This window comes from Enterococcus sp. AZ091 (genome assembly GCF_051714805.1).
GTDB lineage: Bacteria > Bacillota > Bacilli > Lactobacillales > Enterococcaceae > Enterococcus_D > Enterococcus_D gallinarum.
Map to the genome: position 1 here is coordinate 868,473 of NZ_JBIOSO010000001.1, position 16,325 is coordinate 884,797.

The 16,325-nt window shown below is 40.9% G+C and carries 18 protein-coding genes; all 18 read right to left on the reverse strand.

Annotation, left to right across the window (positions count from 1 at the left end; translation table 11 throughout):
- Window positions 1-6: 6 nt before the first annotated feature.
- Window positions 7-846 (reverse strand): BglG family transcription antiterminator LicT, encoded by an 840-nt coding sequence (gene licT / locus IGJ28_RS04510; protein ID WP_156247603.1) that lies wholly within the window; start codon window positions 844-846, stop codon window positions 7-9.
- Between the two features lie 280 nt (window positions 847-1,126).
- Window positions 1,127-2,023, reverse strand: a complete 897-nt coding sequence (gene rarD, locus IGJ28_RS04515; protein WP_021150690.1) for an EamA family transporter RarD — start codon at window positions 2,021-2,023, stop codon at window positions 1,127-1,129.
- A gap of 242 nt (window positions 2,024-2,265) precedes the next feature.
- Window positions 2,266-3,072 (reverse strand): MurR/RpiR family transcriptional regulator, encoded by an 807-nt coding sequence (locus tag IGJ28_RS04520; protein ID WP_003129292.1) that lies wholly within the window; start codon window positions 3,070-3,072, stop codon window positions 2,266-2,268.
- Between the two features lie 61 nt (window positions 3,073-3,133).
- A complete protein-coding gene (locus IGJ28_RS04525; protein WP_176333263.1) occupies window positions 3,134-4,015 on the reverse strand; it encodes an N-acetylglucosamine kinase in 882 nt (293 codons plus the stop codon).
- Window positions 4,016-4,296: 281 nt separating this feature from the next.
- Window positions 4,297-4,653, reverse strand: coding sequence for a PTS lactose/cellobiose transporter subunit IIA (locus IGJ28_RS04530; protein WP_021150693.1), 357 nt, complete (start codon window positions 4,651-4,653; stop codon window positions 4,297-4,299).
- 2 nt (window positions 4,654-4,655) lie between these two features.
- The gene (locus IGJ28_RS04535; RefSeq protein ID WP_003129289.1) at window positions 4,656-4,928 is read right to left on the reverse strand and encodes a hypothetical protein; all 273 of its coding nucleotides are present in this window, start codon (window positions 4,926-4,928) and stop codon (window positions 4,656-4,658) included.
- Entirely contained in the window at window positions 4,925-6,187 is a 1,263-nt protein-coding gene (locus tag IGJ28_RS04540; protein WP_003129288.1) for a PTS sugar transporter subunit IIC, read from the reverse strand. The genes IGJ28_RS04535 and IGJ28_RS04540 overlap by 4 nt, the downstream gene beginning before the upstream one ends.
- Before the next feature lie 16 nt (window positions 6,188-6,203).
- Window positions 6,204-6,512: a PTS sugar transporter subunit IIB gene (locus IGJ28_RS04545; protein ID WP_003129287.1), complete on the reverse strand. Its 309-nt coding sequence runs from the start codon at window positions 6,510-6,512 to the stop codon at window positions 6,204-6,206.
- A gap of 5 nt (window positions 6,513-6,517) precedes the next feature.
- Entirely contained in the window at window positions 6,518-7,954 is a 1,437-nt protein-coding gene (locus IGJ28_RS04550) for a glycoside hydrolase family 1 protein (protein ID WP_086268939.1), read from the reverse strand.
- Between the two features lie 177 nt (window positions 7,955-8,131).
- The gene (locus tag IGJ28_RS04555; protein WP_185079657.1) at window positions 8,132-9,553 is read right to left on the reverse strand and encodes an MDR family MFS transporter; all 1,422 of its coding nucleotides are present in this window, start codon (window positions 9,551-9,553) and stop codon (window positions 8,132-8,134) included.
- Window positions 9,537-9,992, reverse strand: coding sequence for a MarR family winged helix-turn-helix transcriptional regulator (locus tag IGJ28_RS04560; RefSeq protein WP_029486225.1), 456 nt, complete (start codon window positions 9,990-9,992; stop codon window positions 9,537-9,539). The genes IGJ28_RS04555 and IGJ28_RS04560 overlap by 17 nt, the downstream gene beginning before the upstream one ends.
- A 148-nt stretch (window positions 9,993-10,140) precedes the next feature.
- Window positions 10,141-11,154: a tRNA dihydrouridine synthase gene (locus IGJ28_RS04565; RefSeq protein ID WP_005469887.1), complete on the reverse strand. Its 1,014-nt coding sequence runs from the start codon at window positions 11,152-11,154 to the stop codon at window positions 10,141-10,143.
- Window positions 11,155-11,265: 111 nt separating this feature from the next.
- Window positions 11,266-12,441: a multidrug effflux MFS transporter gene (locus IGJ28_RS04570; RefSeq protein WP_113849046.1), complete on the reverse strand. Its 1,176-nt coding sequence runs from the start codon at window positions 12,439-12,441 to the stop codon at window positions 11,266-11,268.
- 330 nt (window positions 12,442-12,771) lie between these two features.
- Entirely contained in the window at window positions 12,772-13,392 is a 621-nt protein-coding gene (locus IGJ28_RS04575; protein WP_113849045.1) for an AAA family ATPase, read from the reverse strand.
- Window positions 13,389-14,261, reverse strand: a complete 873-nt coding sequence (locus tag IGJ28_RS04580) for a class II fructose-bisphosphate aldolase (protein WP_081131127.1) — start codon at window positions 14,259-14,261, stop codon at window positions 13,389-13,391. The genes IGJ28_RS04575 and IGJ28_RS04580 overlap by 4 nt, the downstream gene beginning before the upstream one ends.
- Before the next feature lie 21 nt (window positions 14,262-14,282).
- The gene (locus IGJ28_RS04585) at window positions 14,283-14,672 is read right to left on the reverse strand and encodes a tetratricopeptide repeat protein (protein ID WP_438845214.1); all 390 of its coding nucleotides are present in this window, start codon (window positions 14,670-14,672) and stop codon (window positions 14,283-14,285) included.
- 20 nt (window positions 14,673-14,692) lie between these two features.
- The gene (locus tag IGJ28_RS04590) at window positions 14,693-15,982 is read right to left on the reverse strand and encodes a PTS sugar transporter subunit IIC (RefSeq protein WP_438845215.1); all 1,290 of its coding nucleotides are present in this window, start codon (window positions 15,980-15,982) and stop codon (window positions 14,693-14,695) included.
- A 21-nt stretch (window positions 15,983-16,003) separates the two neighbouring features.
- The gene (locus IGJ28_RS04595; protein WP_081131130.1) at window positions 16,004-16,306 is read right to left on the reverse strand and encodes a PTS sugar transporter subunit IIB; all 303 of its coding nucleotides are present in this window, start codon (window positions 16,304-16,306) and stop codon (window positions 16,004-16,006) included.
- Window positions 16,307-16,325: the final 19 nt, after the last annotated feature.

Here is a 16,325-nt window from a genome sequence, read left to right on the forward strand (position 1 = left end):
TGAATGTTAATTTGGTTCGTTGACAACGCGTTCAATATGGATCGTCAAGTAGATCATTTCTGACTCGCCGATTGGCTTGCCATACGTTTTGATCAGATATTCGTTGATCCGCTGGACTGTCTGAAAGGCTTTCGGGTATTTTGCCTGAATCAGTTCAAACAGGAATTCGTCCTTCTCGCCTGAAAGGTCATCACTTAAATACCGTTGAGCGAAATAGTGAAGATGAGTCGTGATCCGTTGATAATTCAAGGAATCAGGATTAAAGACTTTGCCATAGAAACGACTGATGATCGCTAACACATCACGAACGATCTCAACGGCTTGCATCGTCGTCTCCATTGTTCCATTGGCTTGCTCACTATTGACAATGTGAAAGGCGATAAATCCTTTCTCCGCTTCGGGAAGCGAAACACCAAAGTTCTTTTCAAAGCGTTCGACCGCTTTAGCAGCGATAGCGTACTCCTTAGGATAAAATTTTCGAGTCTCAAACAATAGTGGATTCGGTATTTCGATTCCTTCTCGAGCCCGCATCAAAGCATAGTGAATATGATCCGTCAGCGTTAAGTAAATATTCGGTGAAAGTTCGACTCCCAACACTTGCTCTGCTTCGTCGACCACTTGCTTGACTACTTCGACCTCTTCTGCAGGAATATCCGCAAATAATTGTTGAAATTGATTTGCGGTGAAAGAGTCCTTCAAAACAAATTCTTTCTCCACAAATGCGTCGTCGATCACATCGCCGATTTTTTTCTTAAATGCGATGCCGCGTCCCATATAGATGACTTCTTCGCCGGCATCATTGGTGGAGACCACGACATTATTATTCAATATTTTTCCAATAACCATCGTTTTCCCTCATTCCAAAATAAAAAAACCTAGAATTTCCCCATAAATCTGCGGTCAATTCTGGTTTTGCCTGCCGAACAGTAACAATCCGATGTAACTGAAAAAATAATAGCACATCCTTTTTGAGATTGCAACCCTTTTCACGCAAGATTCTTTCTCCAAAAAATTAGCGGTTCTAATGGACAAGCTAGATAGTTGTTTTATTTTTCAGAATCTTGTTCGCTCGCAACAACTCCGTTAAGACAATTCATTTCCAAAAATCGTCTTAACGGAGTTGTTGTCAGTTGTTGCTTAGGTCTCGCCGGCGTTTCCATACTGCACCTAAAGTGCCATACGTGAATACTGCGATACCTAACCAAATAAATCCAAACGCGGTGAACTGCGCCAAAGAATAAGATTCGTGAAACAAGAAAACAGCTAGTAATAGCATGATCGTCGGATTTACATACTGGATAAAGCCTAATGTGATGTAAGAAACGCTTTTCGTTGCTTCCGCAAACAGCAGCAATGGGATGGCAGTCACGACGCCGGCACCAATAAGTAAAAGATTGGTAGATAATGGATAAGCCATCAATCCAACAGAAGAAAAACCTAAAATATAAATCAATGCCGCTGGCAAAATAACAAAGGTTTCAACTGTTAATCCCGTTGCAGAACTGATTGGTATGTGTTTTTTGATGAGACCATACGTGCTGAATGAAAAAGCCATGATCAGTGAAGCATAAGGGATCGCACCAGTTTGCACCGAAAGCATGATCACTCCGACAGCTGCCAAACCACAAGCAATCATCCCCGACCGACTCAACCGTTCTTTCAAAAAAACAGTTGCCAACAAAACATTGACCAATGGATTGATGTAATAACCTAAGCTAGCTTCCATAACATGGCCGGCACTGACAGTAAATATAAAAGTAAACCAATTGATTGAAATCAAGATCGCCGCCAAAATGATCATTCCTGCAAACTTTTTATTTTGCCAGATCCGCTTCAATTCAGAGACAAACTGTTGCCATCTGCCGCTAAGTCCGATAAAGCCAAGCATAAAGACAAATGACCAAATAATACGGTAGCACATGATCGCCAATGGCGAGACACCAGTGATCAGTTTCCAATAGAGGGTGATCAGCCCCCACAACACATACGCTGTGATTCCCAACACGGTTCCTTTATTTTTCATTTTCCTAGTCGCTTTTTACCTTGTCAACGTACCCATAGTCCAAGAAAAAAACTTCCCTCCTCAAATATAAGTTATCTTATTATAACGAAAATAAAGTTTTTTCCTAGTATTTCATGAAAAAAACAAAAAAAGTCCCAACCGATAGCTTTCAAAATTTGAAAAATCGGTGGGATTTTTGAGAAACAGCGTTTAATCATTTGTTGCTTATACTCTATTGGTTACTAACTTCATAGCAGACGACCTTATTTTTCTTTTACCGATAAGCGGCGCATATAAAAATAGAAAAGCAAATCAATCGTAACAATTTGCAAAATAATCGAATGAGTGGCCCCACTTCCGTAATGACCATTCTTGATATCTTCTGTCCGTGCTGTATGAATAGGTGTATCTACTTTTTTAGTCAGCTGGTTCTGCCCTAATTGAGACATTCCTAAGGTCGGCATACCAAGGCTTTTCGCTATTTCTACTAATGATAAAACATCGCGGTTTTTCCCTGAATGGGAGATTCCCCAAAACAAACTGTCTGCGCCATCATTTTTCATTTGTTGTGTCAGAAGATACCGATCTTTATCAAAAATCACTGTTTTTCCAATCCGAGTCCATTTTTGACGAATATCCTCTGCTGCTAGAACGGAAGTTCCTACACCATAAACATAGATTCGTTTAGCATGAAACATTTTGTCTACTACTTGTTGCACGGTTTGTTCATCTAATATAGGATCCGTTGCGTCAATAATCATCTTATTGTTTCTAAGAATCTTATTTTTAGCCGTTTGAAACGAATCATCATTTTGAATATCGCTATATTCATTATAGATTCGATTTTCAATATCTTTGGTTAAGGCTAACTTAAAGTCAGAAAATTTACTGAATCCCAATTTTTTAGAAAATCGAATGACCGCTGCTGGACTTGTATTCGAATGAACGGCTAACACATTAGATGTCATAGTAGGTATTTCATCAAGATTCTCGACAATATAATCTGCTAACTTCAAATCCGTAGTCGAAAGTTCATTTTTGATACTTTCAATAGTTGTTACTACACTCATTTCTGTCCCCCTCTACTGCATAGTTGCTTCAGCAATTAGTTACTTCTATTTTACATTAAATTCATGTCGAACTGAGAAGTTTACGATAAAAATAAAAGGCACCTTTTGTATTTGGTGAATCACTTAAAACCACTTCCGTAATTTGATCTTGGAGACGAGCAACAACCGATTCTCGAATAAAGTGATTTTTTTCTAGCACTGAACCTGCTAAAGCTAACTTCACTTGGGTTTGGTTCATTCTGTTTAGTAACAAACGAATCATTTCGATCAGTTCGTCAGCAGTTTCTTGTAAAAGTTTATGAGTGATGGGGTCGTTTAAATGCGCCTTCGAAAAAAACAATGATTTTTGTGCAACTTCAGCCTTGTTCATCTGATAAAGTTCACTAATTGCTTTAGCTGGATCGTTCATATCTAAAAAAGATAGAAAGTCTTGGGAGAATCTAGACAAAGGTGAACCATGGTCCATTTCTTGTGCAATATGGCGATAGCATTTCAGTGCTAGAGCATAGGCACTTCCTTCATCCCCTACTAAATGTCCCCAGCCCCCTACTCGATAGAAGTTTCTGTCAACAGATCCATAGGCGACTGATCCGGTCCCAGAAATAATCAAAGCGCCATCCGATCCTTCAAGTTTATTGATTAACCCTAAGTGAGCATCAGAAATCACTTTGGTTTTTTGAAACTGCTGCAGCTCATGTTGAACAAGATGATGTAACCCACTCGTCTCTATACCTGCAATTCCAGCTAAAACGCCGATGCAATTGCCTGATTGATGTTCTAAAACAGACTGGATCCCTTGTCTCAAAACTGCTAATGTACGATTTGTATCTACCACAATATTTCCAGCTGACAGGTGCAAATCAAAGAGTGCTCTTCCCTTTTTGTCATAGGTAGTAAATTGGGTCTTTGTCCCCCCAGCATCAATTCCTAGTACATAATTCATTTCTTTTCCTCCTAAAAAACTGCAATAGAAACGTTCCGACAATCTAGTGAGTATCTGATCAGTGATAAAAAACGACTATCAGCATTCGAACAGTATTCGAAGATAATGGATCATTATATCTCCTTTAGTACTGCTTGCTAAGAAGAGAGGATTTCCCCAATAGGTTTTGGCTTATTCATTAAATCCTTATCAAACCATTGCTTTATGAACAGCTTTATTCAGCAGATTATGAGTCACTGTATCATTTGTCGAGGATCGTTTCTATCACAGCTTAATGGATGTTAATTCTGATTGAATTGATTCAATTGCTGTTGCATTTTAATCAGTCGTTCAATCAATGCTTGCTCGCTCATTGTTGTCATTAACTGGTCTTGCGCATGAATCAACAAAAGACTGATCTGCCCTTGACCTTTTAGATCATCTTGAATCAATTTCGTCTGCAAATTATGAGCAATGGTCATCTCTGCTTCTGCCTGTTGCATACACATTACCGATTGCTCATGATTGTCTGCTTCTGCTGCATCCAACGCTTCAAAAAGCATTCCTCGCGCATTGCCACTATGAACGATTAATTCAAAAATCACTGCTTCGATATTTTCCATGATATCACCTACTTCATTTAAAATCATTTTTTTCATGGTTAGAACTGATAAATAAACAACTCGCAAATAAGGAACATTGCTGCAAAGGTTACAATCGAAAAATAAGCATATCGTTTCATGGTAAATTTTTCTTTTCGGTCAACATATAACGCAATCGCTGGAAAGATAAGACTGATAGAAACCAAATTCCCTATAAATAAAAACGTCTCAGACTGAACGTATGAATTGATTGCAATCAACAGGATGTTCACGCTAAAAACAGTTCCTAAATAAAATAATGCACCTTTGAACTGCATTCTTGTTTTTCTCATGCTTCGCCTTCCATTTCTTGCATTAATTGTTTATTGTCATAAATCTTGAAGAAGGGATAATAAACGACCGTAGCGATCAATATGTTAACAATGACCAATAGAATAGCTCGCCAATCTCCTCCGGTAGCCAAATACGCGCCGATTGGTGCCGGTAAAGTCCATGGTGGCTGCACAAACATCAAGTGCACCCAACCAGCTTTAAATACCAGCCAAGTAACCGTTGTCATCAAAATCGGTGCTAACACAAAAGGAACAAAGAATATCGGATTTAGCATGATTGGAAATCCAAAAATCACTGGCTCATTGATATTGAAGATGCTTGGAATCAGACAAGCTCGACTAATGGACTTGGTATACTTGGCTTTTCCAAAAAGAATCGCGCAAATAATCAAGCCAATTGTCGCGCCAGATCCTCCAATCCAAATGAACCATTGAAAGAATGTTTCTGGAGCAATATGGGTAGGGGTTTGATGGTTTGCAACTTTTTCGGCATTCTCAGTAAAAAATTGAAGCCAAATCGGACGTGCCACTGAGCCAACGATCGAGTCACCATGAATCCCAAAAAGCCAGAAAAAAGTAACCAAGAAAACTGGAACTAGGACCCCTAAGAAAGTATCTCCTGCTTTTACTAAAGGTGAAAAAAGAGTTTGGATCACTTGTTCAATATTCACTTTAAAGACAACATTAATCGTTCCAATCACTATGATAATAATTGCTGCTGGAATTACGGCCTCAAAGGAGCGTGCGACAGAGCTAGGAACTTGTTCCGGCATTTTAAACATAATCTTTTTGGTTTTACAAAATCGTAAAACTTCAACCGCAAAAATGGCTAAAACCATACACGGGAAAATCCCCACTGATCCGAGTGATTCCATTGGCAACATCAATCCTTGATCGAACTGTACCGGCATAATACTTAATAGAAAAGCTGCCACCGATAATTGTGCTCCGGTCAAAGGATCTAACTGATAACTTTTCGCTAAATTGTATCCGATTCCAAAACAAATATACAGAGACATAATCCAAAATGTCATCCGATAGGGAATTAGAATTTCCGTAATATGATCTGTTGCCCATTGGTGAATTGCCCAGTTTTCTGGAACAGGTGGAAAAGCAATGATCAGAAAGAAACTACCAACAATAATAAACGGAATCGCCGAAACAACCCCATCACGAAGCGCTCGAAGATGTCGTTGCTCAGAGATCTTCGACATTGGTAACGCAACCTTGTCCTCTAGCATTTCAAAGAAATGATTCATTTTTATCCTCCTTTTCTCAACTCAAACTTTCAATAATTTTCAAGAGATTCTTGCCACCTAACGGACTGTAATCTGTGGGTTTGATCAATTCAATAGGAATATGTGCTTCATCTGCGGACTGTTTAAACAAGCTAAAGCGATGCTTTACTTGTGGAGCTACAAAAATAATGTCCCAATCTTTTTCTTGGATAACTGAATCCGCCTCACCACTTCCTACTGCAGAACTTGTTAGAGCAATTCCTTTTTTTTCGGCTTCTTTGTCTAGCGCTTTTTCTACAATTGCACTAGACATCCCACCAGAACAGATAAATAGAACTTTTTTCATTTGATTTACTCTCCCTTCTTATTTTTTTCAATAAAAGAACGATACCAATAAAAGCTATCTTTCTTGTATCTACGATAATCTCCATTCCCCTCATTATCAGCATCAACATAAATGACACCATAGCGTTTATCCATCTCACAGCTGCCTGCGGATACAATATCAATGATTCCCCAAGCAATATACGCAATAACGTTAACCTGATCGATATCTCTAGCTTTAACTATTTCAGCAAAGTGCTCTTTGAAATAATCAATTCTGTAGGAATCATGAATTGTGCCATCTGCCTCGAGTTGATCTTTCGCACCGAAGCCATTTTCAGCAATTATAACTGGTTTTCTATAGCGGTCATAAACTTTATTTAATGTTGTTCGCATACCGATAGGATCAATTTGCCATCCCCAATCACTTGCTTTTAAGTAAGGATTTTTCGTTGTAACTACTAAATTCCCTGCAGTTTTTTCTGCTTCCTCGGTTGTTACCACACTGGAAGAATAATAAGAAAAAGAAACAAAGTCGCAAGTATATTCCTTCAGAATCTGGCGATCTTCTGCGGTTATATCTAGATCAACAGAATTTTTCTCAAAAAAAGAATGCATATAATAGGGGTATTCCCCTTGCATAAGCACATCACTGCAAAACCACTGATTAATCTGTTCCTCTTTCACTAATTTCAAATTATCTTCTGGTTTTGGTGTCAACGGATAATAGCAGAAACACGACACCATGGAACCAAAGATTCCAGGAATACCCATTTTTCGTGCCAGCTGAATCGTTTTTGCATTTGCAACAAATTGATAATGTAGTGCTTGAAATACATCTTGATAGATATAGTCACCATTGCTTGGTTTGATTAATCCTGTACCGTTATAGGGACTAAAAAAGCCGGCATTAATTTCATTAAATGGCAACCAAAAATCCACTTGATTTCCCCATCGAGACAAAACAAACTCTGCAAAAGAGAGGTAATGGTCAATCATTTCACGATTCTTCCACCCACCGATGCTTTCCACCAAATAAAGTGGCACCGCATAATGATTCATTGTCAAAAAAATTTTGATTCCTTTCTTCTTTAATTCCCGAAAAATCGAATCATAATATGCCACACCTTGTTCATTTGGTTGCTCTTCATTCCCCAGTGGAAATAATCGTGACCAGCTAATCGAGAAACGATATAAATCAATCCCTAACTCGCTTAGCAGCTGTAGATCTTCCTCCCAGTTTTCGTATCCTTTCGTCCCTTTTCTAAACGGATAAAATTGGGTAGTTTCTGATTCTTTTGCTTCATTGATCACCTCTTGAGTCAACAATCGCGTTTGGATTGTTGCATTATTACTTCGAGGAAGATAGGGACGGCAATCTTGTGTATCTATCCCTTTCCCATCCTTATATCCACCTTCATATTGACTAGCTGCGGTTGCACCGCCCCAGTAAAACGTTCTCAATAGTATTCACTGCCTTTCTCTTTGTGACAGCTTCATTATAGATCTTCTGATTATTTTTTTCAATATTTTATTAAATATTTTGATTATTTTTTTCAAATAGAGATTTTTCATATGAAAGAAACATTCAAAATTAAAAAAAAACCGCTTCGCAAAAAGCGAAGCGATTTGACTAGTTGATTAATTTTCTACTTCTATCAGAACTTCTGTGCGACTATCTTTGATCAAAAATAATCCCGTGAACAATAGCAGTCCCGAAGCGACGGTCATGACTAAAAACGAAACATTCATGCCGTGGAGCAAAGCGGCGGAGCCAGTCAATGTATGACTGTTGCGGGCGACCGTATTCATGATCCCAACAAAAACAGCTGTGCCGATGGCGCCGGCGACCGTCCGCAGCGATGTCAGTAATGCGGTACCATGAGCAGTCAATTCTGGCGGGATATTTTTATTGCCCCAGGTAACAAATGGCATCAATAAACAGCCCGTGGCGGCACAGCGCAAAATATTCAGGCAGACCGCCATCCAAATTCCTGTATGTATATGAATAAAAAACATACCGATATTACTTAAAACTAACGAACTGCCGCCAATGATCGTTAAGATGCGGATACCGACTTTGTCATAGATACGGCCAGCGATAGGACTCAAAAAGGCAGAAACTAACGAACCTGGCAATACCACCAACCCTGAGATCGTTGCAGATTTTCCAAGAATGGATTGTACATACAAGGGCATCAGCATTGAAGAGCCCATTAAAACAAGATAGAGTAAAATACTCCCAAACACACTTAGCGCATACTCTTTCGTTTTGAGGACCCGCAGATCCAAGAAGGGCACTGCCGCTTTCATTTGGCGGCGGGCAAATAAGATGCCGCCAATCAAACCTACGAGCAATGCACCCAAGACAGGGAGACTGGTAAAGCCATAGGTTCCTAGATTCCCGAATCCTAATGTGAAGCCGCCAAAAGTCACAGCGCTGAGTAAAAAGGAGAGCAGATCAAATTTTTTCTTCGTTACATCCAAGACATCTTCAAAGACATTCAACGCCCAAATCAACGAAACAAAAACAATGGCACCGACAATATAAAAAATGGCATGCCAGTTCAATTTATCAACGATCATTCCAGCTAATGTAGGGGCGATCACTGGTGCGGCAGTGATCGATAACCCATACCAACCCATGATTGCACCAATTCGATCCATTGGATAGATCGTCAATAGAATCACTTGAGCCATTGAGATCAAAATACCATTACCAATGGCTTGGAGGATACGAGACATCATCATAATGGGGAAATTCGGTGCTAACGCACATAGAACCATCCCAATAAGAGCGATTACCAATGCGGAAAGATATAATTTTTTGGTAGGTACCCGATTCATCAAAAAAGCGGTCAACGGCATGACGATAGCCATGGCGAGGGAATAGCCGCTGGTCAGCCACTGTCCAGTGGTCACAGAAATTTGCAAGTCAGCCACGATGGCCGGTAATGCGGTGGTCAATGCGGTGGATAACATCGTTAGTGCGATACAAGTAAGAATCAGATTAATAAAAATAAATGTTCTTTTACGGTTTGTCAGATTACTCGGTTGGTTCAATAGATTCCGCCTCCATGCGTTGGTAATAAGCTTCAATTTTTTCTAACCCGCGACCAAAGGCTTGTTTTTCTTCTTCTGTTAGATCGGTCAGCATATCTTGGTGTGCTTTGCTGCGTTTTTGTTTCATCGCAGCAGCTTCAGCTTTTCCTTCTTTCGTTAATGAGATCAACTGGATTCGTTTATCTTGCGGAGATGTTTCTTTTTTGATCCAGCCTTTTTTCTCCATTTTTTTTAAGAGCTCCCCTGCTGATGTTGAGCGGATCGCCAAATAGGCGGCTAAGTCTTTCTGATTCAGTGTGCCGCGCTCGTCCAAAACTAACAAACAGTTGAACTGACCCCGCCCAGGCATGAAGGGACCATATTTTCTTTCAGAATAACGACGATTCAATTTATACACTTCAAAAAACCGTTCAACGATCTTTTGCTCTGAGTAAGACATATGTATTGCTCCTTTTTTGTTCATTAAAACCAATTAAATAGGTACCTACTTAACAGACTGCTCTCTATTTTACATAGGTACCTATCTATTGTCAAGATTACTTCTACATATAAAAAAAGCATTTCTCTCCTTGGAGAGAAATGCTCAATTATTTGTGCTCTTCAGCAGCATCAGACACTTCTTCAGACAATGTTCCCGCAGCTTTATTAGCATGAAACTCTGCTAGAAGTCTGCGAACTTCATCTGTCGACTTAGTCGTCATCAATTGTGCGCGCAAATCGCTCGCCCCAGGAAATCCTTTGACATAAATCTTAAAGAAGCGATGCAATCCGGCAATGGATCGGGGAACCATCGTAGCATAATGGTCTTGCAGGTCTAGCTGCAATTGCAGCAACCCTAATAATTCCTCCGATGAGTGTTCTTTTGGTTCTTTCTCAAAGGCATAGGGATTTTTGAAAATGCCCCGTCCAATCATGATTCCGTCTACGCCATACTGTTGGGCTAACGCTAGTCCTGCTTGACGATCTGGAATATCGCCATTGATAGTGATCAATGTTTGAGGTGCCACTCGATCACGAATCGCTAGAACTTCTGGGATCAGATCCCAATGGGCAGGGACTTTACTCATCTCTTTGCGGGTCCGCAAATGAACAGAAAGATTGGCAATGTCTTGCTGCAACAAGTGAGTGATCCAAGCTTCCATCTCAGCCATTTCTGTGTAGCCGATCCGTGTTTTGACGCTGACTGGCAACCCACCTGCTTTTGCCGCTTCAATCAACTCAGCCGCCACATCGGGACGCAAGATCAAGCCGCTGCCTTTGCCGCGACCGGCAACATTTGGGACAGGACAACCCATATTGATATCGATCCCTTTAAATCCCATTTCCGCCATTCCAATACTCATTTGCCGGAAAAATTCCGGCTTGTCTCCCCAAATATGGGCGACGATCGGTTGCTCGTCTTCTGTGAATGTCAGTCGACCACGAACACTCTCGATCCCATCTGGATGGCAGTAACTATCTGAATTGGTAAATTCCGTAAAGAAGACATCTGGCGCCCCTGCTGTCTGCACAACATGGCGGAACACTACATCTGTCACATCTTCCATTGGTGCTAAAATAAAAAAAGGCTTCGGTAACTCCGCCCAAAAATTTGTTGTCATGCTTTCCGCTCCATTTCTTAGTGACCGGATCACTTCTTTGATCCAACTTACAAAAACATAGTCATTATACTAGGAATAAGCAAAAGAAGCAAAAAGCGAGACCATCCGCACTCATGGTCTCGCTTCTTGTTTCATTACTCGATAGACGCCTAATGCACCGATTTCGCACAAAAAGATCAGTAACGCTAGTGGAAGATAGGTATGACTGCCCATGATACCCACTAGCGGCGTACAGATGATCCCGATGCTGTACATGCCGATCCCTAAGATCGAGGAAGCGACCCCAGCGTGTTCACCTTGCCGATCCATCGCTAATGTAGTTACCACCGAATTGACGATCCCTAATGTCGCCACGACCAGAAATAGCCCAATGATCGCTAATGCAATAGAATTTCTGATGCCACTCAGCATCACCAGTACACTGCCAATAAAACCGATCACCAATCCGCTGCCTAATTGCTGGACTAGGGACAATCGCCGCGATAAAATCCCCGAAAGCTCCGCAGTCACAATGATACCGATCCCGTTGATACCGTACAAGAGGCTATACATTTGATCACTGAGCCCATAGACATTTTGGAACATGAAAGAGGATCCTGAAATATAACTAAACAATGCACCATAAATAAATCCTTGGATAAGCACCAGTAACACAAAGATGCGATCAGACAATACTGCCCGCCAGCCAGATTCCATCTGATGGATGTGTTCTTGCGGCTGTAATGTTTCCTGATAGCCAAAGAGAATACCAAGCAATAGCAGGATGCCTAAACCACCCAAAAAAAGAAAAATCGTTTGCCAAGAAGCCACTGCCAAAATCGCACTGCCTAGCAGTGGGGAAATGATCGGGAAAATACCGTTCACTGCAATCAGCATCGCAAAAAACTTCGTCAGCCGTTCGCCGGTAAATAAATCTTTCGCAATCGCACGGGTCAAAACGATCCCTGCGGAACTGGCGATTCCTTGCAAGAGACGCAAAGCTAGGAATAACCAGATATTTCGCACGAAGGGAACAAGTAAACAGCAAAGAATCGCTACGGTTATCCCTATAGCAAGAGGTTTCTTGCGCCCAATCCGGTCACTAAGTGTTCCGATTGCTAATGGACCTAATGCTAAACCAATCAGACACATGGTCAAACTCATTTGTGTGAGAGAAGCACTGATTCCTAATTCTTCTTGAATGACTGGAAAAGCCGGTAAATAAGCATCCATTAGTAAAGGGCCATAGGCGCTCAATGTGCCAAGCAATAAGGACAGCCAAATGATCCTACCTTTTGATAACTCCATTTTTCCTTCTCCTTTCCTATCTAAAAAACCTACCTCTAGAATACTAGCTGATTCCGTGGTGATTTTCAATGAGAATTTTTCTTAATTTCAGATATTTTTAAACAACTAAAACAATTCGATTGGATATGGCTTTTTTTTTGGTTCTAAGAAGCTTTAAAGACAATAGGGCGTTTCACCCTTCAATTCCTAACAGATCTCGAAAAAAGCTTATTGCCTTCTCCCTACCAAAAAACTAGTAGTAAGAAAACAATAAGCATTTCACATGAAGATAATTATTGAGTGATTTGAGCGATGAAAAGCCAGTGGCAGTATTTCAGCGATCATTTTTACTTACTCATCGTGTTGAATCTGGTACACTAACTGATCGAGCAATGGACCATAATCTACTTGCTGATAATCCGTCACATCAAATTCATAGAGCGTTCCCAAAGCAAATTCAGCGTACTTTCGTTCATTGATGATTCGTCGGAATTCTTCCTTTGTAATATGATTGGTTCCTAATGAACGGTCTTCTAAACTATCGCCATAATGATAGTGATCCATGATATAGCTCAAATGCCGTTCCGGCTCCCGATCTCGCTGGTAACGCCGTTCCCACAACACTTCGAAATCAGCCGTTAAGCGAATCGTGATTACTTCATAAGCATAAGTATCAGCAAGGTCTCGCAAGCGTCCTTTTTGCTTATCGCTAAATGGATACTCCGAAACAATGACTTTTTTCCCCGCTTCCATATATAACTCTAATGCGCGATAAAAGAACGGATAGACTTTCGTTCTTTCTTGCTCGGCCCGTTGAGATAAATCATCAAATCCCACAGAATCCGCATAATATTCTTTGATTTCGTCAATGGTGATCGTATACATGTCGGGCAACCGTTGCTTCAGTAGCTGCAGGAGATATGTCTTGCCAGTTCCTGGGCTGCCAGCTAAAAGAATAAGATACTTTTTCATTTTACTTTTCTCAATGACGTTGGGCTTTCCACATTCATGAACAAGCCGATTTTATGTTTCACTGTTTCTTTGATGGCTTCGTTTGCCGGAATGACATTGTGTCTTAAAGACTTGTTGATTTCTGTTTCACCAAAGGTCGTTTTAGCAGCTTTCGTCCACTGTACCAACAGCTCGGTCCCAACATTGAATTTGCGGATGCCATTGTTGATCAATGCCGGATAATCTTCTTCTTTGACTCCGGTTCCCCCATGGATCACTAGTGGAACATCTACTCGTGCATCAATTTCTTTTAGCAAGGGAATATTGACTTCCGTTTTTGATTTGAATTGTCCATGGTTCGTCCCAATAGCAATTGCTAATGCATCCACTCCGGTCTCTTTGACAAAGACCAACGCATCTTCTGGTTTTGTATAAACTTTGTCATCTTCAGCCACATGGATCCCTTCTTCTGTCCCACCAATCGTTCCCAACTCGCCTTCTACCGAGACGCCATGCGCATGGGCATATTCCACCACCGCTTTTGTCTTCAAAATGTTTTCTTTGAAGGGTAAATGAGAACCGTCATACATCACAGAGGTATAGCCGCTGTCGATCGCTTCTTTGATATCATCAAAATCCCGTGCATGATCCAAATGCAAGACCGCATCGACCATTTCCTCCTCCGCGATAGCTTTCATCACATGGACCAATACATTCATCCCAATGTATTTAGCAGTATCGACACTCGTCTGAATAATGATTGGTGCTCCCATTTCTTTGGCCGCGCGCAGCATCGCAGGAAGCATCTCTAAATTGTGGGTATTAAAAGCCCCCACCGTAAAATTCAATTCTTCCGCTGTTTTCGTAACTTCTTTTAACGTTGTGTACATAATCAAATCCACCTTATCTTATTATTTATTACCGGTAATCGTGACTTGTTTCGCGATTTGCCGCATCTCATCCATTTTCCCCATATAATAATCGATCCCTTGATCATCACCGGCTCGGGCTGCTTCGGCTCGTTTCTTATTGTATAAATGCATCAATTTCTTATACCCATCGCCAATACTTTTTTGATTCGCTAAACTCTGCTCTAAAAGTTGGATCGCTTGATCGCATTCATTCAAAACTGCATAGTTAAGACCAGCTTGTTCTAAAAGTGCTGCTAATTTTCGTGAGTCTTGGCTCACGGCTATTTCTTGATTCAATTGATCGATCTCTCTTTGAAGCTGCTCCACTGTCTCAGGTGCTAATTCAGTTATTTCTTTTGCTTCCTTCTTCTTGTTAAAAAAACCAAACATCACGTTTCCCTACTTTCCGATTAAAAGGCTTTTAGGATTGGGCTTAAAATCCAGGCATACAAGAGTGCAGCAACCACAGTGTCGACATCCGTCGCAGTTGCATTGACAAAGCCCATTGAATTGAAGATCGTTACGAGTAATGCTGGCAATAAGGTGATGAAGAATCCGTGAGCGATACCGCCGATGATGGCACCGCGTCTACCGCCAACCGCATTTCCAAAAATACCAGCTGTCCCGCCGGCAAAGAAATTTGTCAACATCCCCGGCAAAATCATTGCTAGTCCAAACATTGGCAATATAAACATCGCAATTACCGTTCCAATAGTCGTTGTGATAAATCCTAAGATGACAGCATTTGGACTATAAGGGAAGAACACTGGACAATCCAGTGCTGGAATCGCATCAGGAACCAGCTTCATCGCGATCCCTCGGAATGCCGGAACAATCTCCCCTAACAATAAACGGACGCCCGCCAACAATACATAGACCCCTACGACAAATTGAATCGCTTGAAGGAAAGCAAACATGATATAGTTTTGCCCACCAGATAGTTCAGAAGCAAAGGATTCCCCTGCGAATAAAACAGTCACAATATAAAGGGGAACCATTACGACCATCACAGATAAGTACGTATCTTGGAGAAATTCAAAATGGGAAGGTAGTTTGATGTCTTCAATCGATTTCTTGTTTTCGCCTCTTTCCCCAAAAAGCTTAGCGACGCCTGCTTCAAATAAATAGCCGATGGTGCAGAAGTGTCCTAATGCGATATCATCAGATCCGGTTACTTTGCGGATGATCGGTTGTGCGATCGCTGGCATAGCCACGGCGAAGACTGCGCCGACAAAGCCACCAACTAAAATCAGGACAATCCCGCGTAAGCCAGCGAAATAGCCAAATACCGTGGTCATCGTAGCCATCCACAGAATGGCTTGTCCCGTCAAGAAAATGTATTTCCATTTTGTAAATCGTGCCAGCAAAATATTAAAGACAAAAATAGCTAAGAAAGTTAATGCAATATCTCTGCCTAGACCAAGTTCATTCATTGCTTGCCCATTGATTGCTTCAATGGAAGGGATAATGCCTTGCATTTGAAACCCTTCGGTAAATATTTGACCAAAATAAGTCAAACTACCGACAATAATGCTGGAACCCGCACTTAATACTTGGAAGCCTAGAAGAGTTTTCAATGTCCCCGAAATGATTTGTCCGGTTGACTTCTTTTGCAGAATCAGCCCTAACATCGCAATCAATGCAATCGTGATTGAGGCTTGTGTCAAAATATTCTCGATAATAAAATTGATAACGCCCATCTTTTCCCCCTCTTTCCTTTCTTAAATAACGCCCTTTGCTTGTAACACCGGTGTTAGCTTCTCTTCGATCTCTGCTTTAGAAACAATATTCTTCAAATACACCATGGCAGTCTGTGGATCAATGGAGAATTTCTCGAATTGGGTTCGGAAATTTTCTGCCGTGATGATAACATCCGGTTTCATGGAAACTGCGGATGAAATATCACAATGATCCAGTTTGGCTGTCACTCCTAGCTTGGTCAAAACATCTTCTGCTGACATCTGCGCTGCAAAACTGCTGCCTAATCCTGCCCCACATACAAATAAAATATTCAGTTTGTTCATCTGTCTTCTCCCCTTTTTT

Excerpts from the sequence above, each read along its gene's own strand:
- IGJ28_RS04575 (WP_113849045.1), bottom strand. The coding sequence starts at position 13,392 with ATGAAAAAGTATCTTATTCTTTTAGCTGGCAGCCCAGGAACTGGCAAG.
- IGJ28_RS04570 (WP_113849046.1), bottom strand. The coding sequence starts at position 12,441 with ATGGAGTTATCAAAAGGTAGGATCATTTGGCTGTCCTTATTGCTTGGC.
- IGJ28_RS04535 (WP_003129289.1), bottom strand. The coding sequence starts at position 4,928 with ATGAGAAAAACAAGAATGCAGTTCAAAGGTGCATTATTTTATTTAGGA.
- IGJ28_RS04525 (WP_176333263.1), bottom strand. The coding sequence starts at position 4,015 with ATGAATTATGTACTAGGAATTGATGCTGGGGGGACAAAGACCCAATTT.
- IGJ28_RS04595 (WP_081131130.1), bottom strand. The coding sequence starts at position 16,306 with ATGAACAAACTGAATATTTTATTTGTATGTGGGGCAGGATTAGGCAGC.
- IGJ28_RS04585 (WP_438845214.1), bottom strand. The coding sequence starts at position 14,672 with ATGTTTGGTTTTTTTAACAAGAAGAAGGAAGCAAAAGAAATAACTGAA.
- IGJ28_RS04580 (WP_081131127.1), bottom strand. The coding sequence starts at position 14,261 with ATGTACACAACGTTAAAAGAAGTTACGAAAACAGCGGAAGAATTGAAT.
- IGJ28_RS04530 (WP_021150693.1), bottom strand. The coding sequence starts at position 4,653 with ATGAAAAAAATGATTTTAAATGAAGTAGGTGATATCATGGAAAATATC.
- IGJ28_RS04540 (WP_003129288.1), bottom strand. The coding sequence starts at position 6,187 with ATGAATCATTTCTTTGAAATGCTAGAGGACAAGGTTGCGTTACCAATG.
- IGJ28_RS04520 (WP_003129292.1), bottom strand. The coding sequence starts at position 3,072 with ATGAGTGTAGTAACAACTATTGAAAGTATCAAAAATGAACTTTCGACT.
- IGJ28_RS04560 (WP_029486225.1), bottom strand. The coding sequence starts at position 9,992 with ATGTCTTACTCAGAGCAAAAGATCGTTGAACGGTTTTTTGAAGTGTAT.
- rarD (WP_021150690.1), bottom strand. The coding sequence starts at position 2,023 with ATGAAAAATAAAGGAACCGTGTTGGGAATCACAGCGTATGTGTTGTGG.
- IGJ28_RS04545 (WP_003129287.1), bottom strand. The coding sequence starts at position 6,512 with ATGAAAAAAGTTCTATTTATCTGTTCTGGTGGGATGTCTAGTGCAATT.
- IGJ28_RS04565 (WP_005469887.1), bottom strand. The coding sequence starts at position 11,154 with ATGACAACAAATTTTTGGGCGGAGTTACCGAAGCCTTTTTTTATTTTA.
- IGJ28_RS04590 (WP_438845215.1), bottom strand. The coding sequence starts at position 15,982 with ATGGGCGTTATCAATTTTATTATCGAGAATATTTTGACACAAGCCTCA.
- licT (WP_156247603.1), bottom strand. The coding sequence starts at position 846 with ATGGTTATTGGAAAAATATTGAATAATAATGTCGTGGTCTCCACCAAT.